The organism is Tardiphaga sp. 709, assembly GCF_032401055.1.
In the GTDB taxonomy this organism is placed as follows: domain Bacteria; phylum Pseudomonadota; class Alphaproteobacteria; order Rhizobiales; family Xanthobacteraceae; genus Tardiphaga.
In genome coordinates this window covers 5,179,153-5,199,194 of the sequence record NZ_CP135529.1, presented here as the reverse complement: position 1 = coordinate 5,199,194, position 20,042 = coordinate 5,179,153, and the positions used below count along the sequence as shown (strand labels likewise).

19 protein-coding genes are annotated in these 20,042 nt (G+C 63.1%); 11 read left to right on the top strand and 8 right to left on the bottom strand.

Annotated elements, in window-relative coordinates:
- Positions 1 to 126: 126 nt before the first annotated feature.
- The gene (locus RSO67_RS25220) at positions 127 to 1,038 is read right to left on the bottom strand and encodes a glyoxylate/hydroxypyruvate reductase A (RefSeq protein WP_315841057.1); all 912 of its coding nucleotides are present in this window, start codon (positions 1,036 to 1,038) and stop codon (positions 127 to 129) included.
- 161 nt (positions 1,039 to 1,199) lie between these two features.
- Between RSO67_RS25220 and RSO67_RS25215 the strand changes: the two genes are divergently transcribed.
- Positions 1,200 to 2,078 carry a helix-turn-helix transcriptional regulator gene (locus RSO67_RS25215; protein WP_315841056.1) on the top strand — a complete coding sequence of 293 codons (879 nt, stop codon included), beginning with the start codon at positions 1,200 to 1,202 and terminating at the stop codon, positions 2,076 to 2,078.
- Between the two features lie 15 nt (positions 2,079 to 2,093).
- On the opposite strand, the gene RSO67_RS25210 is transcribed toward RSO67_RS25215, so the two are convergent.
- The 3 genes from RSO67_RS25210 to RSO67_RS25200 form a co-directional block, all read right to left on the bottom strand.
- Positions 2,094 to 2,324 carry a hypothetical protein gene (locus RSO67_RS25210; RefSeq protein ID WP_315841055.1) on the bottom strand — a complete coding sequence of 77 codons (231 nt, stop codon included), beginning with the start codon at positions 2,322 to 2,324 and terminating at the stop codon, positions 2,094 to 2,096.
- Positions 2,321 to 2,539, bottom strand: a complete 219-nt coding sequence (locus tag RSO67_RS25205; protein WP_315841054.1) for a hypothetical protein — start codon at positions 2,537 to 2,539, stop codon at positions 2,321 to 2,323. The genes RSO67_RS25210 and RSO67_RS25205 overlap by 4 nt, the downstream gene beginning before the upstream one ends.
- A 244-nt stretch (positions 2,540 to 2,783) precedes the next feature.
- On the bottom strand, positions 2,784 to 4,325 hold the full coding sequence (locus RSO67_RS25200) for an acetolactate synthase large subunit (protein WP_093761088.1): 1,542 nt from the start codon (positions 4,323 to 4,325) through the stop codon (positions 2,784 to 2,786).
- 239 nt (positions 4,326 to 4,564) lie between these two features.
- Here RSO67_RS25200 and RSO67_RS25195 point away from each other — a divergent pair, with 239 nt between their 5' ends.
- Both RSO67_RS25195 and RSO67_RS25190 read left to right on the top strand, forming a co-directional pair.
- Positions 4,565 to 5,179, top strand: coding sequence for a L,D-transpeptidase (locus RSO67_RS25195; RefSeq protein ID WP_081422064.1), 615 nt, complete (start codon positions 4,565 to 4,567; stop codon positions 5,177 to 5,179).
- A 105-nt stretch (positions 5,180 to 5,284) separates the two neighbouring features.
- Positions 5,285 to 6,103, top strand: coding sequence for a DUF2927 domain-containing protein (locus tag RSO67_RS25190; protein WP_315841053.1), 819 nt, complete (start codon positions 5,285 to 5,287; stop codon positions 6,101 to 6,103).
- Positions 6,104 to 6,987: 884 nt separating this feature from the next.
- Here the strand turns inward: RSO67_RS25190 and RSO67_RS25185 are convergent.
- From RSO67_RS25185 to RSO67_RS25175, 3 genes are all read right to left on the bottom strand, one after another.
- Positions 6,988 to 8,574 carry an MFS transporter gene (locus RSO67_RS25185; protein ID WP_315841052.1) on the bottom strand — a complete coding sequence of 529 codons (1,587 nt, stop codon included), beginning with the start codon at positions 8,572 to 8,574 and terminating at the stop codon, positions 6,988 to 6,990.
- Complete coding sequence (locus tag RSO67_RS25180) at positions 8,561 to 9,742, bottom strand: HlyD family secretion protein (RefSeq protein WP_315841051.1); 1,182 nt, start codon at positions 9,740 to 9,742, stop codon at positions 8,561 to 8,563. Before RSO67_RS25180 ends, RSO67_RS25185 begins: the two co-directional genes overlap by 14 nt.
- Positions 9,743 to 9,868: 126 nt before the next feature.
- Complete coding sequence (locus tag RSO67_RS25175) at positions 9,869 to 10,549, bottom strand: MarR family winged helix-turn-helix transcriptional regulator (protein ID WP_315841050.1); 681 nt, start codon at positions 10,547 to 10,549, stop codon at positions 9,869 to 9,871.
- Positions 10,550 to 10,692: 143 nt separating this feature from the next.
- On the opposite strand from RSO67_RS25175, the gene RSO67_RS25170 reads away from it, so the two are divergent.
- Both RSO67_RS25170 and RSO67_RS25165 read left to right on the top strand, forming a co-directional pair.
- Positions 10,693 to 11,274, top strand: coding sequence for an amino acid synthesis family protein (locus RSO67_RS25170; RefSeq protein WP_315841049.1), 582 nt, complete (start codon positions 10,693 to 10,695; stop codon positions 11,272 to 11,274).
- 49 nt (positions 11,275 to 11,323) lie between these two features.
- Positions 11,324 to 12,523 carry an amidohydrolase family protein gene (locus RSO67_RS25165; protein ID WP_315841048.1) on the top strand — a complete coding sequence of 400 codons (1,200 nt, stop codon included), beginning with the start codon at positions 11,324 to 11,326 and terminating at the stop codon, positions 12,521 to 12,523.
- Positions 12,524 to 12,701: 178 nt separating this feature from the next.
- Here RSO67_RS25165 and RSO67_RS25160 read toward each other — a convergent pair whose 3' ends face one another.
- On the bottom strand, positions 12,702 to 14,210 hold the full coding sequence (locus tag RSO67_RS25160; protein ID WP_315841047.1) for a 4-hydroxyphenylacetate 3-hydroxylase family protein: 1,509 nt from the start codon (positions 14,208 to 14,210) through the stop codon (positions 12,702 to 12,704).
- A gap of 186 nt (positions 14,211 to 14,396) precedes the next feature.
- On the opposite strand from RSO67_RS25160, the gene RSO67_RS25155 reads away from it, so the two are divergent.
- The 6 genes from RSO67_RS25155 (at position 14,397) to RSO67_RS25130 (ending at position 20,018) form a co-directional block, all read left to right on the top strand.
- Positions 14,397 to 15,083 carry a MarR family winged helix-turn-helix transcriptional regulator gene (locus tag RSO67_RS25155; protein ID WP_315841046.1) on the top strand — a complete coding sequence of 229 codons (687 nt, stop codon included), beginning with the start codon at positions 14,397 to 14,399 and terminating at the stop codon, positions 15,081 to 15,083.
- A 448-nt stretch (positions 15,084 to 15,531) separates the two neighbouring features.
- Positions 15,532 to 16,758 (top strand): ABC transporter substrate-binding protein, encoded by a 1,227-nt coding sequence (locus RSO67_RS25150; protein ID WP_170849727.1) that lies wholly within the window; start codon positions 15,532 to 15,534, stop codon positions 16,756 to 16,758.
- Between the two features lie 89 nt (positions 16,759 to 16,847).
- Positions 16,848 to 17,726 (top strand): branched-chain amino acid ABC transporter permease, encoded by an 879-nt coding sequence (locus tag RSO67_RS25145; protein ID WP_315841045.1) that lies wholly within the window; start codon positions 16,848 to 16,850, stop codon positions 17,724 to 17,726.
- Positions 17,726 to 18,562: a branched-chain amino acid ABC transporter permease gene (locus RSO67_RS25140; RefSeq protein WP_315841044.1), complete on the top strand. Its 837-nt coding sequence runs from the start codon at positions 17,726 to 17,728 to the stop codon at positions 18,560 to 18,562. The genes RSO67_RS25145 and RSO67_RS25140 overlap by 1 nt, the downstream gene beginning before the upstream one ends.
- Entirely contained in the window at positions 18,559 to 19,311 is a 753-nt protein-coding gene (locus RSO67_RS25135; RefSeq protein WP_315841043.1) for an ABC transporter ATP-binding protein, read from the top strand. The genes RSO67_RS25140 and RSO67_RS25135 overlap by 4 nt, the downstream gene beginning before the upstream one ends.
- Complete coding sequence (locus tag RSO67_RS25130; RefSeq protein WP_315841042.1) at positions 19,311 to 20,018, top strand: ABC transporter ATP-binding protein; 708 nt, start codon at positions 19,311 to 19,313, stop codon at positions 20,016 to 20,018. The genes RSO67_RS25135 and RSO67_RS25130 overlap by 1 nt, the downstream gene beginning before the upstream one ends.
- Positions 20,019 to 20,042 lie beyond the last annotated feature (24 nt).

Below are 20,042 nucleotides of genomic sequence, written 5' to 3'. Positions count from 1 at the left end.
AGGGTTGCACTGACGCGCAAGGATGAGCTTGCAAAATTCAAGCCGCCGCCGTCGCCGGGCCGATCATCATCGCGATCGGGCCGGCCTTGCCTGAGAACCGAGCTTGTTCCGTGAATGAGCAGGCATTCAGTATCCCAGTGCCGGATCGACGCGGTTGAGTAGAACCTCTCCAGCCTCGAGACGGCGGATATTCTCGGCAATCTGGTCGGCGATGACGCGCGGCTTGGCCAATCCGGCCATGTGGGGCGTCACCAGAATACCCGGCTCTGTCCACAGCGGATTGTCCGGCTGCAGCGGCTCCTTGCCGAACACATCAAGAACTGCGCCGCGCAGATGGCCCGAACGCAATGATGCAACCAGATCCGGCACGTTCAGATGCTCGCCCCGGCTGCAGAGAATAAGCGCCGCCCCTTTCGGCAGGCGGGCGAAGCGATCAGCATTCAGGATTCCTACCGTGCTCGGCGTTAGCGGCAGCAGACAGACCAGAATGTCGGTCTGCGCCAGGAAATCGCCGAGCGCGGCATCGCCGACGAAGACCTCCACACCCTCGACCTGTTTTGCGGAGCGCGACCAGCCGGAGACCCTGTAGCCGACCGATTTCAGCAGCGTGGCAGCCTGGATTCCGAGGGTGCCGAGACCGAGAATGCCGACGCGCTTGTCGGCAGCAGCGACCTGATCGTAGCGATGCCAGTGCCCATTGCGGGCATTGGTGGAGACGCGATCAAATTCGCGATGAAAATACAGCGTACCCCACAGCACATATTCGGCCATCGCCTTGCCCAGCAGCGGATCGACGATCCGGCAAAGCGGCCGGTCCGGCAGCGCGGTGTCGGACAACACATTGTCCACACCGGCGGCGATGGAATGGATCAGCCGCAAATTCGGCATGGTCGCCATCACACCCGCGGGTGGTTTCCAGCAGACCACAACCTCCCCGTCCAGCGCGCCCTCTTCCGGCCAAGTGGTCACGACAGCGCCGCGAACCGACCGTTTCAAGTGGTCTTCCAGAAAGCCCATGGTGTTGGACAGGGTTGTCATGAGAGTAATCCGCGTCATCGAATTCCTGCGTTTGTTTCTGCCATTGGCATGAAGCCTGCTTTGAGAATGGCAACGTTGGGAACGATGCGCTCAAAACCTCTATCCTAGGGTACGATGTCAGCGCATCATCTCCGTCTTCACAGGGTCAGGATTTGTCGCGTATGGGCCATATCTCTTCAATTTCATGCAACACGCCGCGCCAGCGCGTCGCGCCGCCGGCCATGGTGAGTTTTTCCGGTTTCGAGGCCAGCGGCCGCCGCGCCGACGCACTCCAGGCCGCACAGCGCCCGGTGGTTGCGATGGCCGCCGAATTCTCCTCGGGCGGTGTTGGAGTCCGGCACAGCCACCGCCGTGCGCAGTTTCTACATGGTCTCACAGGGGTCATGACCGTGATTACCGAGACCGGCAGCTGGACCGTATCGCCGCAGCATGCGCTGTGGATCCCGCCCGGCGTCGTCCATCAAAGCCGCTGCTGGGGCACCGTGCAGCTCCGCACCCTCTATGTCGAACCCGAAGCAGCCAACGGCCTGCCGACCTCGTGTCAGTTGATGGAAGTCTCCTCGCTGGTGCGCGCATTGCTCAACGAGGCCGTCACCTTCCCGACCGAATACGACATGGCGGGCCGCGAAGGGCAGATCATGAATTTGATGCTCGCGGAAATTGGCCGCATGCCCGCGGTGCCGCTGCGCGCGCCGATGCCGCAGGACCGCCGCCTCGCGCGAATCTGTGAAGCGATCCTGCGCGAGCCCGGCAACAATCAGGATCTGGAATCCTGGTCGCAGATCGGCGGCCTCGGCCGACGGACGCTGACACGGCTGTTTCGCCGCGAGACCGGCATGAGCTTCGCCGAATGGCGCCAGCAGGTGCGATTGATGGAAGCGCTGTCGCGTCTGACCATGCGTGAGCCGGTGACCAATGTCGCGCTCGATCTCGGCTATGATAGTCCGAGTGCCTTCAGCGCCATGTTCCGCCGCTCCATGGGGATTTCACCGCGCGACTATCTGCGCTGGAGCGAACAGACGGCGGACTTGGCAACGTAACCGACGCGCACCACCTCAGGATTCGACCGCTGGCCGCGCTTCCATCGTAGCGCGCAATCGGCGAATGCCGGCTTCGATCTCGCGGATGTCGTCGTCGAGTTGCCCGAGCAGCACGCCGAAATTGAAGTCGATTCTGTTGCGGACCGATGCTGCCAGCGTTTCGCGGTGCACCTTGAGATCTTGCAACGCACTCAACTGGTTTGTGTCGACATAGCCGGCAACGACCAGCTCAATCGCGCTTTTCACTGCGACGCTTTCTTCTCGGCTTCATCGAACTGGGCCTTCAACCGCGCTTTAGTCGCTCGAACACCGGGGAACGGTGCTCCCAGTCGGCGCGCCTGGATCTGTACGGAACTCTGCGGTCGTTTCATAATCACCGCAGCTCTCGCCAGCGATATTTTACGAGCGATAAGCCCTTTCAGAATTTCAATTTGTTCGTCGTCCCAACGATTTTTCGCCATGTCGTCTTATGAGTGTCGCTACAATAATTTGTCTGCACAGTCGCTGACCTTAGCAACGCAAGCTCACAAATTTTGTTCCCGACACAGGCCTCACCTCGGGTGACGGCGGCGGAAACCAAGTCTGACTCTTAAGGGTTGCTCGTCAGTCCCTGATGAAAAGGCTCCGGAGTACTCCGGAGCCTTTTTGTCTGGCGGCTACCTATTCGGTAGCAAGGTATTTGTCAGCTGCGGTGATACCCGCTGCTTACATCACCACTTCGATCAGCTTCGGCCCCTTCGCAGCGATCGCGTTGGCGAGCGCCTTGTTGAAGTCGTCGACATTGGACACCGAAACGCCGGGGACGCCCATGCCCTTGGCGAGCGACACCCAGTCGAGCGCCGGGCGGTCGAGGTTGAGCATGTCGAGGGCGCGTTGGCCGGGTTCGCCAGCGTCGACGCCGGCGAATTCGCCAAGCAGGATTTGATACTTGCGATTGGCGAACACGATGGTGGTGATGTCGAGCTCTTCGCGGGCCTGAGTCCAAAGCGACTGCAGCGTGTACATCGCGCTGCCGTCACCGACCATGCAGATCACCTTGCGGTCCGGGCAGGCCACGGCGGCGCCGGTGGCGACCGGGGTCGAGAAGCCGATCGAGCCGCCCATGTTCTGCAGCCAGTCATGCGGCGCCGCAGCAGCGGTCGGCGGGAAGAAGCCGCGGCCGGTGGTCAGCGACTCGTCGACCATGATGGCGTTTTCCGGAATCGCATAGGCAATCGCCTGCGCAATCGTTGTGTGGTTCAGCGCGCCGGTCGGCTTCACCAGTTCGGCGAGCTTCTGCGGCTTCACGTCCGATGGCTTGGCGCCGAGCGCGCCGGCCAGCGCTTCGAGCGCAGCGATCGAGTTCTCGCCGCCTGCGGTTATGCGATGCACTTCGCAGCCTTCCGGCTTCAGCATGCTCGGCTTGTTCGGATAGGCGAAGAAGGCCACGGGATCGTTGGCTTCCACCAGCACGATGTTCTTGAAGTCCTTCAGCAGCGGAAGTGCGGCTTCGATCACATAGGGAATGCGATCGATGGAGAAGCGGCCGCGGCCGCGCGCCATGCGCGGATTGTAGGTCTGGCCCATCACCTTGCAGCCGGTCTTGCCGGCGATCTGCTCGGCCAGCGCCAGGCCCTTTTCGGTCAGCCCCTGGCCGGTCATCAGCAGCAGCGTCGAGGCGCCACCGTCTTTCATGATCCTGGCGGCGGTCTCGACGGCCTGTGCCGAATAGCCGGCGCTCTGCTTCTCGGCCGGCACCGGGGCCACGCCGTCGGCCGCGCCCCATGCAGTGTCAGCGGGCAGGATCAGCGTGGCAATCTGGCGATCCTTGGCGGCGGCAATCGCTGCGGCGCCGTCCTTGGCCACCGACTTGGAATCCGGCGAGGTGTGCACCCACTGCGACATCGGACGGGCGAGGCCCTCGATGTCCGAGGTCAGCGGCGCGTTGTATTCGATGTGATAGACGGCGTGCTGGCCGACGATGTTGACGATGCCCGAATTGGCCTTCTTGGCGTTGTGCAGGTTGGCAAGGCCATTGGCGAGGCCGGGGCCGAGATGCAGCAGCGTCGAGGCCGGGGTGCCCTTCATGCGGAAGTAGCCGTCCGCCGCGCCGGTAACGACGCCTTCGAACAGGCCGAGCACGCAGCGCATGCCTTCGACGCGGTCGAGCGCCGCGACGAAATGCATTTCCGACGTTCCCGGATTGGCAAAGCAGACATCCACATTGCCCGCCACCAATGTCCGCACCAGGCTTTCCGCACCGTTCATCGTCTCACTCCGTTTGATTCAGGGTCGTATCTCGGTTTCTTGATCTCGGGGGCTGATGAACCATTGTTCGGAGGGCCCGTCAAAGGGTCCGAACGCAAGGCTTCGTTGTGAACGCCGCGGGGCGGGCTGAACGCCAGTTATTATCGCTCCATCCGGGCTGCCCTCACACGACCGTGGCTTGCGGATCGGGGCGATTTATGGCCTGTCTTGGGCCTCAATTTTTTCTGGCGAGGATCATGATGAAGCGCCTTTTTGCTCTCTTTTTTGCCGCAGCCGCGTTCACCACAATTGCGTTTCCTGCCGATGCACGCGTCCGCAACCAGCCGCCGGCACAGGACTTCGAGGTCGACGACGGCCCGTCGCTCTCCAACTTCTTCTCCAATTTCGGCAATGGCGGCGGCAACAGCTCCGGCCCGATCCAGCGCCAGACCGTGGGCTTCCACAGCAATTACGCCCCGGGGACCATCGTCGTGAACACCGCCGAGCGCCGGCTCTATCTGGTGCAGCCGGGCGGCCAGGCGCTGCGCTACGGCATCGGCGTCGGCCGCGACGGCTTCCGCTGGGGCGGCGTCCACCGCGTCACCGCCAAGAAGGAATGGCCGAGCTGGACCCCGCCGGCCCAGATGCTCGCCCGCCGGCCCGACCTCCCCCGCCACATGCCCGGCGGCATCGACAACCCGCTCGGCGCCCGCGCCATGTATCTCGGCTCGACGCTGTATCGCATCCACGGCTCCAACGAGCCGGAGACCATCGGCCAGGCCGTGTCCTCGGGCTGCTTCCGCATGACCAATGACGATGTGACCGACCTCTATAACCGCGTCTCGGTCGGCGCGACGGTCATCGTCAAGAACTGAGCTTGACCTGAGAACGAAGGCTTCCTGCGGGAAGCCTTCGAATTGTCCGCGGGGGCGGCACTGAACGCTTGCGCAAATACGCGCATTGCGAGAACTTGAGTAATAATGCCCGCCCCGACACCAGATCGATTCATCGTCCGGACGATTGCCGCGCTGCTGGCGCTAGCGTCTTTGACGACCTTCGTGCCACAGCCGTCTTATGCCGGTGCGAATGAACCGCCCGCCGTTACGGCGCGCCAGCGCACCGAGAAGAAGATCTTTACCGACAGCGAGATCATCGACGGTTTTTTCAAGACCGCCTTTGGCGCCGAATATCACCTCGCCGGCCGCGTCGACCGCATCCGAAAATATGAGCTTCCGGTGCGGGTCTTCGCCGAGGGCCGTGCCGACCGCAAGGCTCAAATCGCCAAGGTCGTGACCGACATCGCGCGCCGGGTGCAGCATCTCAACATCGCCATGGCGGACAATCGCGACGACGCCAATGTGCTGGTGAAGCTGGTGCGCGACCGCGATCTCTATCGCACCATCTCGACCTTCTACGGCACCGACCGGGCCAACGAGATCCGCGACTCGCTGGACCCGCAATGCCTGTCCGGCTTCCGCAAGAACGAGGCCTTCGAGATCGAGCGCTCCGACGTGATCCTCACTGTCGACAATGGCGACTTCGTCTTTCTCGATTGCGCCTATGAGGAATTGCTGCAGTCACTGGGCCCGATCAACGATACTAATTCGGTGCCGTGGACGATGTTCAACGACAACGTCCAGATGGGCTTCTTCGACGTCTACGATCAGTACATCCTCAACATCCTCTACGACCCCCGCATCAAGGCCGGCATGACCGTGCAGGAGGTCAAGGACGTGCTGCCGCAGGTGCTCACCGATGTGCGGATCTGGGTAAGCAAGGTGAACGAGCTGCAGGATTAGCGGCGCTTCTCTTATCCCTCCCCCGCGCGAAGCGAAGCTTCGCTAGGCGGGGAGGAATTCCACAAACGCCTGCGCGCCATCGCAGATTCAACTGTCAAACAGCCACTGCGCTTCAGACATGCGTCATCACCCCTGTTGTTTGCGGCGCGGGGGCGCCGTCGTGTCTTGCATTCCCACCCTCCTGTGAGAGGGCGTGCGGAACGCCAGGTGCCCGTTGCACCCTTGGGCCTGATGCGAATGCGGTCTTCCGCAATTGAGCGTGCATCAGGACTTTCGGAGGCGCCGAGCAAGTGCCCGACGTTCCGCATACGGTGTTTTTTCAGCCTGCTTGCACTTTGCCTTGGCGAACGGTCCGATCACCAAAATGATGGTCCCACGGCGGAGGGACAGGGAGCCTCAAGCGAGTAAGCCGGACGCGTTTCGATTTGGTCGTCCGTCACACTGTCCAGGGGTCTTTCCATCTCAAGGCCGGCCGTCTCCTTGCCAGTGGCAGTGCTGGCGCAGATCCGTCCTGCCCGAAGACAGACGTCACCCCATGAACCGCGTAACGCCGCATCTCCGGCGTCCACCGCATCCCACCCCGCGAACGTGACGATCGCGATCGCCCCTCTCGGTGGGGCAGGACAAAGGGGAATATAAACCTGATGGAGATGCTGTCAACGGGAGGTAGGAAAAAATGTTTAAGCACTGTCCTGCCGCCCCATACCCGTCATTCCGGGGCGCGAGGAGGCGCCGAAGGCGGCGTATCGCGAACCCGGAATCTCAGCATGGGAGTCTTCAACCGCCCAAACATGTCGGGATTCCGGGTTCGCGCCGGCCCGCTTCGCGGTCCTTTGCGCCCCGGAATGACGAGAGAGAGAGAGAGAGAGAGAGAGAGAGCCCCCTCACCCCCGCGGCTTCGGCGTGAACGGTCCCTTCGGCGCATTGCCGATCAACGACACGACGATCAGCGCCGCCATCGCGAACCAGAAGGTGAGCCAGAAGCCGTCGATATAGGCCAGCGTATTGGCTTCGCGCTGCACGAGGCTTGCGAGCGTGCCAATGCCGCGCGCTTGTGCGAGACCCTCACCATGGCTGGCGAAACGCCCGGTGAGTTTGGCAAGAATGCCAACGACATCGGCATCGCCGCTGGCGACATGCTGGCCAAGCAGATTCGAATGGATCTGCTCGCGCACGCGCAGCCAGGTGCCCATCAGCGCAATGCCGATCTCGGCGCCGCCGAGCCGCATCACCTGGATATAGGCTGCAAAGGCCGTGGCACGCGAGGGATCGGAATTCGACAATGCGATAATGATGATGGGGAGCAGCGTGAAGCTCTGCCCGAGCGATTGCAGCAACACCATCGGGATGAAATCGCCAAGCGCCCATTCATGGGTGAGTTGCGTGCCCAGCAAGGCCGCGCCGGCGAATGCAGCGAGCCCGATGATCAGCGTCAATTTTACATCGTAGTAGCGAATGAGCCAGATCGAGAGCGGCACCAGCACGATCATCGGCACGACGGCGTAGAGCAGAAACAACATGCCGGACTGTTCAGGCCGGAGTTGCGCGATGTTGGTCAAGAAATTCGGCGCCAGCGACGAATTGGACAGGCTGGTCAAGGTGTAGAGAATGATCGTCAACAGCGCGAGGCCGATATTGCGCGACAGCAGCACTTCGGCATGGGCCCATGGCCGCTTGACCAGCGACTCATTAATGAAGAAGCCGACGGTCAGGACCGTCCCGCCTGACAGCAGCGCCACCACGGTGCCCGAGCCGAGCCAGTCCAGCCGATTGCCCTGATCCAGCCCGGCATAGATCATCGCCATGCCAGTGCCGAGCAAGAGCATGCCGCCCCAATCGGCCTCGCATAGAACGAACCGGTTGACCGGCTCGCGCGGTGTGCCGAGCCAGACGAACAGCGCGAGCAGCGGCGCGATGATGACGTCCTGCCAGAACATCCACTGCCAGCCGAGGTGATCGACATAGAAGCCGACCAGCGCGGTGCCGGAATTGAGCGAGAAGCCGACGCGGATGGCATAGATCGCAATGGCCGGCAGCCACCATTGCATCGGCAGATTGCGAAAGATGATCAGCAGCGTTGCCGGCACAAAGGTGCCGAGCAGCATGCCGTGCACGATGTTCAGCACCAGCAGCAGATTGTAGTCGCGCACCAGCGGGATCACCAGCGAGATCGCCGCATAGACCAGAGCGGGAACGCCAAGCACGCGGCGCAGCCCGAATACGGTAGCCATCCAGGCCACCGCCGGCGCGATGAAGATCTGCGACGCGGTGCCCGCCGTGGACAGCCACGCGCCTTCATCGAAACTCAGCCCCAGCGCCCCGCGCAGATCGGCGAGGCCGATGGAGAAGATACGTGTATCGAAATTGGCGAGGAACGCGCCAAGCAGCACCGCGCCGACCGCAAAGATCGGATGGTGCGAAACGCCCCCGGTCGAGACCGGGCCGCTTTCGATGACCTTACTTTCCGCCATTGCCGGCCGCCGGCGCGTCGGTGTTGATGCTGGCGGTCACCGACATGCCCGGCAGCAACCGGTCGAGCAGCGGCTGCCCCTTGTCGAGCGTGATGCGGACCGGCACGCGCTGCACGACCTTGGTGAAATTGCCGGTGGCGTTGTCCGGTGGCAGCAAGGCGAATTGTGACCCCGACGCCGGCGAGACCCGCTCCACGCGGCCGCGCAAGGTCTCCGCCGAAAACGTATCGACGACGATATCGACGGGCTGGCCGGGCTTGACGCGCGTGAGCTGCGTTTCCTTGAAATTGGCGATCACATAGACCTCGGGCAGCGGCACGATGCTGATCAGGCTCGATCCGATATTGACGTAATCGCCCGGCTGCACCTGACGCTCGCTGACCACGCCATCAAAGGGCGCCACGATCTTCGTATAACCGAGGCGCAGCTTGGCGGCGTCCAGCGTCGCCTTGGCGCCGAGCAGATCGGCGGCGCGCTGCTTGCGCGTGCCGGCGAGCACTTCGAGCTGATGCTTCTGGGCGGCGATCACTGCGCCACTTGCTTTCACATCGGCCTGCGCCTTGGCATAGGCGGCGGTCGCCTGTTCGAAGCGCTGCCGCGTGCCGGCCTCGGTCTGCGTCAGCGAGGCCTGGCGTTCCTTCTCCTGCTGCGCCTGCACTTCGAGCGCTTGCGCAGACACGCGCTGCGCCTCGGCCTGCGCGATGGTGGCGTATTGCAGCTCGACCTGGTTGGCGAGATTGTCCAGCGCCGCCTGTGCGCCGGCGACTCCCGCCTCGGCCTGCGCCACCTGCGCCTCGTAATCCGCGGGATCAATCTGGATCAGCAGATCACCGGCTTTGACGTGCTGGAAGTCGTTCACCGGCACGGCTTTCACGGCACCGGCCACGCGGCTCGACAGCCGCGTCGTCTGCGCGCGGATATAGGCATCGTTGGTGGTCTGCACCGCGCGGTTGCCCATCCAGATGTCCCAGCGTGTGGTGGCCAGAACGATGAAGACAAGCGCAGCAGCAACGGCCAGCAGCGGAATCGCAAGACGACGCCACGCTAGCTGCGCGGGCGTCAGCGCAGCAGGCTGCGCGGGCGGTTGCGTAGCCGGTTGCACCGGTGGCGGCGCAACAGGTTGTGACGGCGCCGGTTGCGGCGTTGGGGATGCATCAAGCTGGGACATGTCTTCCTCGCAGCGACCTGAGTGACATTATGTCTCATGTCGTCGCACCCGATTCAATCGCCCGATATCGGCAATCCATACCGGTGCCGCAGCATTCGGGTTCGATTCATACCAAAGACCGCAGGTTTATATCTTTTTGCGGCGTGCGGGCCTGTCGTCGCCACGCGATGGTGCCGGAGTATCCGGACCACGCGGCTGCAGATAGCGTTGCAGCGCAATGGCGCGCTCGCTGGATTCGACGAGGCGTTCGACGCTCCCCAGCAATTGATGAAATTCGTCCGCGTTGAGACAATCGAATTGCACGTCATTGACCTGACGCTGCGTCGGATTGAGGCTTGCGAGCAACGCATCGCCAGCCTGCGTCACCATGAGACGCAGGCGCCTGCGATCGGCGGGATCCACGAGCTTGTCGAGCAGGCCCATCTGCTGCAGCTTGTTGGACACTGTGGTGACGAAAGCGCCGCTGAGATGCAGATGCGCTGCGAGTTCGCGCACGCTGACATCGCCTTCGGCGGCCAGATATTTGACCGAGATCAGCACGGTGTATTCGATCCCGGCCAAGCCGATCGCGGCGGCATGCCCCTCGCGCACGGTCTCGTGTCGCGCCAGGAACGCCAGCAATGTGTGCACGAGTTGCCGGAATGCATGATCGGAGCCATCGACCAGCAGCGCCTTGCGCGACGTGGTCAGCGCCGGTGCCGGAAGTTTCGCCTTGAGCGCAGTTTTGGCTCCCGTCTTCACCTCAGGCTTTTCGGATTTACGCAGTGCCGGCGTCTTGGAGAGCGGCGCAACCTTGGAACGAGACATACCGCTTCCCAGTGAACGATCCGCTACAGGATTGGCTGGCGCCCCCTGCTTCGTCAAGCGATTCCGCATACCTTCTAAACGAAGCTATTGATCAAACGCATTTACTGCGTCAGGATCGGCGCCAAATCTGACGGGAGAACATCATGAAACTCGATATCAGGCGCCTGCTCTGCTTCACCGACCACAAGGAGGTCGAGGCCGGCCACCGGCACGAGCAGCCGCTGCGCCGCGTCACCGCCGTGGCCATCGTCGCCAATCCCTATGCCGGGCGCTATGTCGAGGACCTCTCCGAAGCGATCGCTGCCAGCGTCGAGGTCGGCGCCGTGCTGGCGAAGCTCGCCGTCGAGGCGATGGGGTCATACAAGGTCGAGAGCTACGGCAAAGGCGGCGTTGTCGGCCTCGGCGGCGAACTCGAACACGCCAATGCGATGCTGACCACGACTTTCGCGACGCCGCTGCGCGAGGCCGTGGGCGGCGCCGAAGCCTGGATCCCCTCTTTCACCAAGCTCGCGGCCCCCGGCTGCCTGATCGATGTTCCCCTGGCGCATAAGGACGCGCTCTATGTCCGCTCGCATTACGACGGCGTCTCGGTGACACTGCCACCCGACGCGCCGACCGCCGATGAAGTTGCGCTGATCGTCTGTCTCGCCAATCGCGGGCGGCTCAATGCGCGGGTCGGCGGATTGAATGCGAGGGATATCGGCGGCAAGGACGGCTTGCGCTAGGCTGCAGCTTCGTGCGGCCTTGGACGGCCTTGAGATTGCGGAGACGGGTATGAAAACGGCCATCGTCAATATCGGCACCATCGTCACCGGCGATCTCAAGACGCCGTTCGCCGACGGCGATGGCATCCTGATGCAGGACGGGCGCATCAGCGCGATCGGCACGTTGTCATCGGACCAGGTGTCATCGGCCGATGTGGTGATCGATGCTGCCGGCACCACAGCGATTCCCGGCCTGATCGACAGCCATGTGCACATCACCTTCGGCGATTACACGCCGCGGCAGCGCGTCGTCGGTTATCTCGAAAGCTACGTGCATGGCGGCACCACGACGTCGATCACCGCGTCCGAAGTGCATGTGCCCGGACGCCCCAAGGATCCCGCGGGCGTGAAGGCGCTGGCACTGGCGGCGCGCGCCTGTTTTCTCGACTATCGCCCCGGCGGCATGCGCGTGCATGCCGGCTCGATCATCCTCGAGCCGGGACTCACAGAGGCCGATCTGGAAGAACTGGTCAAAGCGGGCCTGTGGCTCGCCAAGGCCGGCTTCGGCGCGTTCGAGACGCCATTCGACTATGCGCCGTTGATGCTCGCCGCACGCAAGCTCGGCATGGTCACCACCATGCATACCGGCGGCTCATCGATCCCCGGATCATCGGGTATCTGGGCCGAACATGTGCTGAAGTCCAATCCGAGCGTGTCGTTTCACGTCAATGGCGGACCGGTGGCGATGCCGGAAGCCGGCTTTGCGCGGCTCGTGAACGAGAGCGACATCGCGCTGCAGCTCTGCACCGCCGGCAATCTGCGCACCGCGCTGCTGACGGCGAAGCTGCTCGACGAGGCCAAACAGCCGGAGCGCCTGCTGATCGCGACGGACACGCCGACCGGCAGCGGGATCATGCCGCTCGGCATGTTCTACACCATCAGCCATCTCGCCAGCCTGGGCGGCATGCCGCCGGAACAGGCGATCGCGGCGGCGACGGGCAACAATGCAACGGTCTATCGGCTCAACAACGGATTTCTGAAGACCGGCAAGGATGCCGACGTGGTGCTGATCGACGCCTGCGCCGGCGGCTCGCAGGACGATGCACTCTCGGCGCTCCGCAATGGCGACGTGCCGGCGGTGAGCGCCGTGATCACCGACGGCGTGCCGCGCTTTGTCGGCCGCAGCCGGAATACGCCAGCGGGGATGCGGAATGCTCGCGTGGCGGAAACGAGATTGCCGCGGGATTTCTCGGGCGCGGCGGCGCACTAGAGACACTCGCAGGCGTCGTCCCCGCCTAGCGCGCCGAAGGCGCGCGCGGGGCGGGGACCCATAGCCACCATCGTCGAAATTAAAGCTCTGGCACAGCCACACCTACGACGCTTCAACCAGTATTTCAGCGTGTATGGATCCCCGCCTTCGCGGGGATGACAGCTGAGGGGCTTTCGCCTTACTTCGCCCCACCGAACTCCGGCAAATCATACTTCCCCGTCATCTTCTCGGCCATGCCGCCCGCCCGCTCCCAGTCATAGGTGCGATAGCTGTGGCCGCGGGTGACGAACTGGGCGCCGGCATAGAACATCTCGTATTGCAGATGGCGCGAGGCGAATTCGGAGCCGACGGCGTCCCAGGTCAGCTTCAGCAGCTTGACGCGGTCCTGGCCCGACATCGCCGGCGAGATCTGGGTCAGCCCGATAATGTCGGCGATTTCCGGATTGCTGAAATCATCTACCGAGGACGGCAGCATCAAGAGCGCGCCGCCAGCGAGTTCGCGGATGGTCGAGATGATCTGCGGATACATCTCCTGCGATTGCACCTGCGCCGCATAGAGCAGATGCTTGTTCGGCAGGAAATACTCGCCGCGCATCGCGCCTCCGGCTTCCATGCCCAGCACCATGCCCTCGATCAGCGCTGCCTGCGAGGCCAGCTTGCCGAGCGTATCGACCACGGGCGGGAAATTGATCGTGCCAATGGTCTTGGCGATGCCGCGCGCAAGGCCGACCAGGAAACGCAGCTTCACCGACAGACGGATCTGCGCCTGATAGTTCTGATAGACATGGGCTGGCGTATCATGGAGCTGGGCGCGGCACATATCGGTGTTGCGGAGCAGGAACACGCGCTCCCATGGCACCTTCACGTCGTCGAAGAACACCAGCGCGTCGTTCTCGTCATAGCGATAGGCCAGCGGATTGTCGTACTCGTTCGGCGCATGGGCCTCGAAGCTCTTGCGCGACAGCATCTTGAGGCCCTTGATCCCCATCGGCAGCGCGCAGGAGAACGCCAGATGCTCCTCGCCCGGCCGCAGCGGCTGGCCGGAACCGACGAAGATCTCGTTGGCCATGATGGCTGACGTGGCGAACAGTTTGGCGCCGCGGATGGTGATGCCCGATGCATCCTCGTCGACGATGTGCGCGACCATGTCCTGGGCATTCTTGCCCTGATCGCCGAACGCCTTGGAGCGGTCGCCCTGCACGTTGTTGATCACATAGGTCAGGAACAGGTCGCTCTTGCGGGCGTAGTCGTACCAGTCGCGGAACGCCTGCGCGCGTTTCGGATCGTAGTTGTCGAACACCTCGATGCCCATCATCATGCCGGACATGGATGACGCCACGTGATCGGGCGAGCGGCCGAGGAAACCGCCGGACAGCTCAGCCCATTCCACCAGCGCCTTGCGGCGCTCGACCAGTTCCGCGTAGCTCGTCGGCAATTGCCAGGCGCGATTGACGCGGCGGCCGCCGCCGATATCGAAGGTCATGCGTTCGATATTGGCGGGGTCGGCTTGATAGTCATACAGCGCGCCGGCCGAGGCGACCGCATGGCGATAGGCCGGATGGGTCGAGACGTCGTCGACCTTCTTGCCGTCGAGATAGACCGCACGACCGTCGCGCACAGCGGCGACATGCTCGGCGCCATTCTTGACGCCGGCCACTGCCGCCCCGGATCCAAATGCCTTGTTCATCACTTTTCTCCGTCACCTGCTGCCGGCGGCGCGCCGGTCATCTTCATTAATAGCTATCATCCGAAGCTATTTTAAATCCGTTGTCAAGCGGACCTGTGGCATTCGCACCTTGCATCGCTCGTCGTGATTGCAATTAGCTCACGAAGCCGCCAAGCTCGGGCAAGTTTTGATACATGGGATCATCACGTGGCCAAATCCGCAGCGCGCTCCACTTCGATCGGCAAATCAGTGATCGGCAAGTCCGTTGGCAAGGAGATCAGCAAGAAGCCTGCCACGGGCCGGCCGGCCTCCCGCGCTGCACTCACGGTGTCCCGTCCGGAGCTACTGGTGGACGGTTCGGATGCCCAGTTCCGCCGCCTCGTTCACAGCCTGTTCGGCTTCCTGGTCCGCCACCAGACATTGCGTGAAGGCCATGCCGCCGTCATCGGCCTCGCCGGCATTGAATACACGACCCTGATTTCGATCCGGCACCTGTCGGCGCAAGGCGACGTCCACGTGCGCGCCGTCGCCGATCACCTGCATCTGAGTGGAGCCTTCGTCACCACCGTGACCAACAAGCTCGAAACCAAAGGGCTGATCACCAAGACCTCGCACACCGGCGACCGCCGCCGTATCAGCCTCGTGGTGACACCGCATGGCGCCGAATTGCTGGAACGCCTCGCCCCCACCCAGGCCCAGGTCAACGATGTCCAGTTCGGTTGCCTCGGCACCCGGGAATTCCACCAGTTGCTGGACATGGTGCAGCGGCTCGTCGATTCCAGCGACCGCGCCATTGCGCTGCAGCGTTATCTGGCCGACACCAATGTGAAGCAGCTCTCGCCCGAGGCGCATTCAATCGCCGTCGCCAAGCGCGGCAAGCCGCGCAAGGGCTGAATCCGGGCTAGAATCTGTACACGCGCCAGGACCGGCTGTTGCGCCCGGCCAAGGCCCCGGGATAGCCACAGCCCGGGTCGCCATTGCTGCGACAAAACGGCGTCCGTGCGTGCAGCCCCTGCCCGCCCACCGGCGACACGGGAATCAGCCCCGACGCGCCCGCAACATTCAAACACCCGTGAAACAGGCAGTTGCGCGCATTCCCGCCCGCCGCGGATTGCTGCATTTCCGGGCCGCACTGCCGCATAAATTAGCTTCTTAAGAGAACTATTTTATAAAGATACTCAGAATGACGATTGTCAAAGCCTGAAATTTATTGGACGATCCGACCAACGCTGTCATTCCGCTGTCACAGCTGGCGATGGCACATGGCGTGCATAGAAATCTTTATCTGGATTATGCTGCGGATCACCGCAGCAAAAGCATCAGCAGAAGAGGACGATCGTCGATGTCACGGATCAAATCGAATTTGCCGCGCGTATTGGGCACAGTTGCCGCCGTCACGCTCTCCGCCATGGTTGGCGGTCAGGCATGGGCGCAGGAAATCGCCATCGGTGCGGTGGTGCCAAGCTCCGGTCCGTTCGCCGAGTGGGGCCGCAGCAACACCGTGACGCTGAAGATGCTGGAACAGCAGACCAACGATGCCGGCGGCATCAATGGCGCCAAGCTGAAGATCACCATTCTCGACGACGCCGCCAAGCCGGCCCAGGCCGCAAGCTCGCTGCGCAAGCTGGCCGGCGACGAAAAGGTTCTCGCCGTGGCCGGTCCGCTGACCTCGAGCGCCGCCGAAGTGACCTTCCCGGTGGCCAATGAGATGAAAGTGGTCTCCACCTCGCAGGCCTCCTCGAAGCCGGGCGTGGCGAAGCTCAACCGTCCGTGGGCGTTCCGTAACACCATCGACGAAGGCGTTCTCGCCAAGACCACCGTGCCCTTCTACAAGAAGGCCTTCAACATCAAGACCGTCGCCGTGATCTTCGACGCCAAGGACGCCACGGCGTCCACCGTCGGCAAGGTGATCATGCCGGCCGTGCTGAAGGCCAATGACATCATCGTTGCCAACGAGAACGATCTGCTGTCGTTCAACACCGGCGACCTCGACGTGTCCGCACAGGTCACCAAGCTGAAGGCCCTGAATCCCGACGGCGTCGTTGTCAGCGCCGATTACAGCCAGGCCATCACCGTGCTGCGCGAAATGAAGCGCCAGGGTCTGATCAAGCCGGTCGTCGGCGCCACCCAGTTGATCTCTTCGGCTATTCTCAAGGCTGCGCCGGAAATCCCGGTGATCGCGCCGGCAACCTTCTACGCCACCATGACAGGCCCGGCACCGGAGAAGTTCACGGCAACCCTGACGCCGCTGCTGCGCAAGGAATCCGGCCTGCCGAAGGACATCGAGCCCTCGATGTATGACGCCAACATCTACGAGATCGTCTCGATGTATATCGACGCGATCAAGAAGACTGGCGTCACCGGCAAGCCGGCCGATCTCGAAGCCGACCGCACCAAGATCCGCGATCACCTTGCCAAGCTCGAAGGCTTTGCCGGTCTCGGCGGCCCGATCGGCTTCAATGACGACGGCGACGCGATCAAGGCCTTCTACGTGCTGCAGGGTCAGAACGGCGCCTGGGATACCAAGGTCAAGGGTTGCAGCTCGGCGCCCGGCCACCCGGCCTGCTGATCTCTCACATTATCCACGCCGCTGCGGCCGGGAAGTCCTCCCGGCCGCAGTCATGATGACGACCACCTGATTTAACGATTGCGATTCCCATGCTGATACAGCAACTCGTCAACGGCCTGACGCTCGGAGCGGTCTATACGCTGCTGGCGCTGTCGTTCTCGCTCGTGATGGGCATTCTCGGCATTCTCAATCTCGCGATTGCCGAACTCTTCATGATCGGCGGCTATCTCGGCTTCACGCTGATTACCGCAGGCTTCCCGCTTCCGGTCGCCGTACTCGGCGGCATGCTCGGCGCAGCCGTGATCGCCATCGCCATCGAGAAGATCGGCTACCAGCCGCTGCGCGACGCGCCGCTGGTGACGCCGATGCTATCAACGCTGGGTTTCTCGATCATCCTGCAGAATGTCGCCACCAACATCTGGGGCTCGGATCCTGCCCAGCTCCCCGACGAATATTTCGGCAAGCAATATTCGCTCGGCCCGGTCAATATCGGCGAGATGCAGCTGATCGTGCTCGTTGCCACCGTCGTTCTGGTCGCGCTGGTTGCCTATATCGTGCAGAAGACCCCGATGGGCCGCGCGCTGCGCGCCGTCGCCGAGAATCGCGAAGTCGCACGAATCCTGGGCGTCTCCGCCGACCGCCTGACCATGCTGGCCTTCATCCTGTCGGGCTCGCTCGCCGGCGTCGCCGGCGTGTTGATCGCGCTGCATTACGGCACCATCACGCCCTATCTCGGCGTCGAGATCGGCCTCAAGGCCATCGCCGTGATGGTGATCGGCGGCACCCGCCAGATCTGGGGCGCGCTGGTCGCGGGTCCCTTGATCGGCATCGCCGAAGTGCTGACCGTCGCTTATGGCGGCTCTCAGGTCCGCGACTTCGTCGTCTACGGCTTCATGATTTTGATTTTGTTGCTGCGTCCGCAGGGCCTGCTTGGCGGCGCGCGATCCGATCAGGGGCAGCGCGTCTGATGTCGACCTATTATGCAAGCCTGCTCGCCGAGTCCGGCATTCTCCTGCTCGGCGCACTCAGCGTCTATATCATCCTCGCCACCGGCCAGCTCTCGCTTGGCAACGGCGCCTTCATGGGAATCGGCGCGTATCTGTCGTCCTGGCTCACCGTCGCGCTGAACGTGCCGCTGACGCTGGCCCTGCTGATCTCGGCGATCGCCGCCGGCATCATCGGCGCCATCGTTGCCTTCCCCGCGCTGCGGCTGAAGGGCATCTATCTCGCCATGGCCACCGTCGGCTTCGGCGAAATGGTGCGCAGCTTCTTTCTCAATTTCGACGCGATGGGCGGCTCTGGCGGCTATCGCGGCATGCAGCACATCTCGGTTGGTTATGTCTGGCTGTGGGCCGGCGGCATCCTGATCGCTGTGATGCTGCTGGAGCGTTCGCGCGTCTGGCTGGAAATGCAGGCGGTGCATGATGACGAAACCGCCGCGGGCCTGATCGGCCTCAACACAACGGTGACCAAGATCGGCGCCTTCGGTGTCGGCGCCGCGGTGGCCGCGATCTCCGGCGGATTGTTCGCGCATCACAACGTCTATATCGAGCCGGCGAATTTCGGCTTCGATCGCTCGATCGAATTCGTGCTGGCCGTGATCCTCGGTGGCTCCACCGTCGGACCGGGCTCGCTGGTCGGTTCTCTCCTTCTGGTGTTCCTGCCTGAATTCCTGCGCCCCATCGCCGACTGGCGCCTCGCCGCCTTCGGCACGCTGCTGATCGTCGTGCTGCTCGTACGGCGTCAAGGCATTCTCGATCGTTCACTGATCCGAACGCTGACCTTCCGGAGGGCCGCGGCATGAGCAACGCGCTGCTTCAACTCACCGACGTCACCAAGACGTTCGGCGGCATCCACGCGCTGTCCGGAATGGTCTGCGAAGTGCCGGAAGGCAAGATCGTCGGCGTGATCGGCCCGAACGGCGCCGGCAAGACGACTTTGTTCAACACCATTACCGGCGCCTATCGCGCCGATGCCGGCGAAGTCAAACTCAAGGGCGTCGACGTCACGCAGTGGCCGTCCTATCGTATCGTGCGCGAGGGCATTGCCCGCACCTTCCAGAACATCCGGCTGTTCGGCAGCATGACGGTCTGGGAACATCTACTGGTGGCGCAGCCGCACAGCGAGAGCGCGTGGCGACGTCTGCTGCCGATCTCCTGGGCCAATCCGGCGGCGCAGGAGCGCGCCGAGGAAGTGATGGAGTTCTTCGGCCTCACCGAACTGCGCGACCGCCCGGCCAAGTCGCTGCCCTACGGCATCCAGCGCAAGGTGGAGATGGCGCGCGCCGTCACCGCGAAGCCGAAGCTGCTGCTGCTGGATGAACCCGTGGCCGGCATGAACCACGACGAGGCCGAGGAGATCCGCGCGCTGATGATCCGCTTGCGCGACACCGGCCTCACCATTCTCCTGATCGAACATGACATGAATTTCGTGATGCGGCTCTGCGACTATCTCTATGTCCTCGATTTCGGCGTGCTGATCGCCGAAGGCAGGCCCGAGGACGTGCGCGCCAACCCGGTCGTCCTCGACGCCTATCTCGGAAAGGACGACTGATGCTCACGATCCGAGGCTTGCAGGTCCGCTACGGCGCCATCACGGCAGTGCGCGGCGTCGATTTGGAGATCAAGAAAGGCGAGATCGTCGCGCTGCTCGGCGCCAATGGCGCCGGCAAGAGCACGATTGCGCGGTCCATTGCAGGACTGCTGCCATTCCAGGGCGACATCACCTATCAGGGTGAGAAGCTCGTGCCGAATGCGGCCGAAAAGAATCTGCGCCGCGGCATCGCGCTGGTGCCGGAAGGCCGCGGCATTCTCGCGCGCATGACGGTGCATGAGAATCTGCTGATGGGCATCTACACCCGCAGCGACAAGTCTGCCGCGATGGCCGATGTGGACAAGATGCTGGAGCGCTTCCCGATTCTCGGCAAGCGCCGCGACGGTCTCGCCAGTCTGCTCTCCGGCGGCGAACAGCAGATGCTGGCCATCGGGCGTGCGCTGCTGTCGAAGCCGAAGCTGCTGCTGCTCGACGAGCCGTCGCTCGGCCTGGCCCCGCTGATGACGGCGAGCCTGTTCAGCATGATCGCGCAATTCCGCGATGAAGGCCTGACGGTATTGCTGGTGGAGCAGAAGGCCCGGCAGACGCTGAAGATCGTGGACCGGGCCTATCTGCTGGAGACCGGACGCGTGGTGACGTCAGGTTCGGCGGAAGCGCTGATCAACGATCCGACATTGTCGGAGGCGTTTCTGGGCGGGACGCATTAGATCCCTGCGCCACACTCGTCATTC

Bases quoted from the DNA above. Each gene is read 5' to 3' on its own strand.
- RSO67_RS25220 (WP_315841057.1), bottom strand. From the start codon at position 1,038: ATGACAACCCTGTCCAACACCATGGGCTTTCTGGAAGACCACTTGAAA.
- RSO67_RS25215 (WP_315841056.1), top strand. From the start codon at position 1,200: ATGGGCCATATCTCTTCAATTTCATGCAACACGCCGCGCCAGCGCGTC.
- RSO67_RS25205 (WP_315841054.1), bottom strand. From the start codon at position 2,539: ATGGCGAAAAATCGTTGGGACGACGAACAAATTGAAATTCTGAAAGGG.
- RSO67_RS25200 (WP_093761088.1), bottom strand. From the start codon at position 4,325: ATGAACGGTGCGGAAAGCCTGGTGCGGACATTGGTGGCGGGCAATGTG.
- RSO67_RS25195 (WP_081422064.1), top strand. From the start codon at position 4,565: ATGAAGCGCCTTTTTGCTCTCTTTTTTGCCGCAGCCGCGTTCACCACA.
- RSO67_RS25190 (WP_315841053.1), top strand. From the start codon at position 5,285: ATGCCCGCCCCGACACCAGATCGATTCATCGTCCGGACGATTGCCGCG.
- RSO67_RS25185 (WP_315841052.1), bottom strand. From the start codon at position 8,574: ATGGCGGAAAGTAAGGTCATCGAAAGCGGCCCGGTCTCGACCGGGGGC.
- RSO67_RS25180 (WP_315841051.1), bottom strand. From the start codon at position 9,742: ATGTCCCAGCTTGATGCATCCCCAACGCCGCAACCGGCGCCGTCACAA.
- RSO67_RS25175 (WP_315841050.1), bottom strand. From the start codon at position 10,549: ATGTCTCGTTCCAAGGTTGCGCCGCTCTCCAAGACGCCGGCACTGCGT.
- RSO67_RS25170 (WP_315841049.1), top strand. From the start codon at position 10,693: ATGAAACTCGATATCAGGCGCCTGCTCTGCTTCACCGACCACAAGGAG.
- RSO67_RS25165 (WP_315841048.1), top strand. From the start codon at position 11,324: ATGAAAACGGCCATCGTCAATATCGGCACCATCGTCACCGGCGATCTC.
- RSO67_RS25160 (WP_315841047.1), bottom strand. From the start codon at position 14,210: ATGAACAAGGCATTTGGATCCGGGGCGGCAGTGGCCGGCGTCAAGAAT.
- RSO67_RS25150 (WP_170849727.1), top strand. From the start codon at position 15,532: ATGTCACGGATCAAATCGAATTTGCCGCGCGTATTGGGCACAGTTGCC.
- RSO67_RS25145 (WP_315841045.1), top strand. From the start codon at position 16,848: ATGCTGATACAGCAACTCGTCAACGGCCTGACGCTCGGAGCGGTCTAT.
- RSO67_RS25140 (WP_315841044.1), top strand. From the start codon at position 17,726: ATGTCGACCTATTATGCAAGCCTGCTCGCCGAGTCCGGCATTCTCCTG.
- RSO67_RS25135 (WP_315841043.1), top strand. From the start codon at position 18,559: ATGAGCAACGCGCTGCTTCAACTCACCGACGTCACCAAGACGTTCGGC.
- RSO67_RS25130 (WP_315841042.1), top strand. From the start codon at position 19,311: ATGCTCACGATCCGAGGCTTGCAGGTCCGCTACGGCGCCATCACGGCA.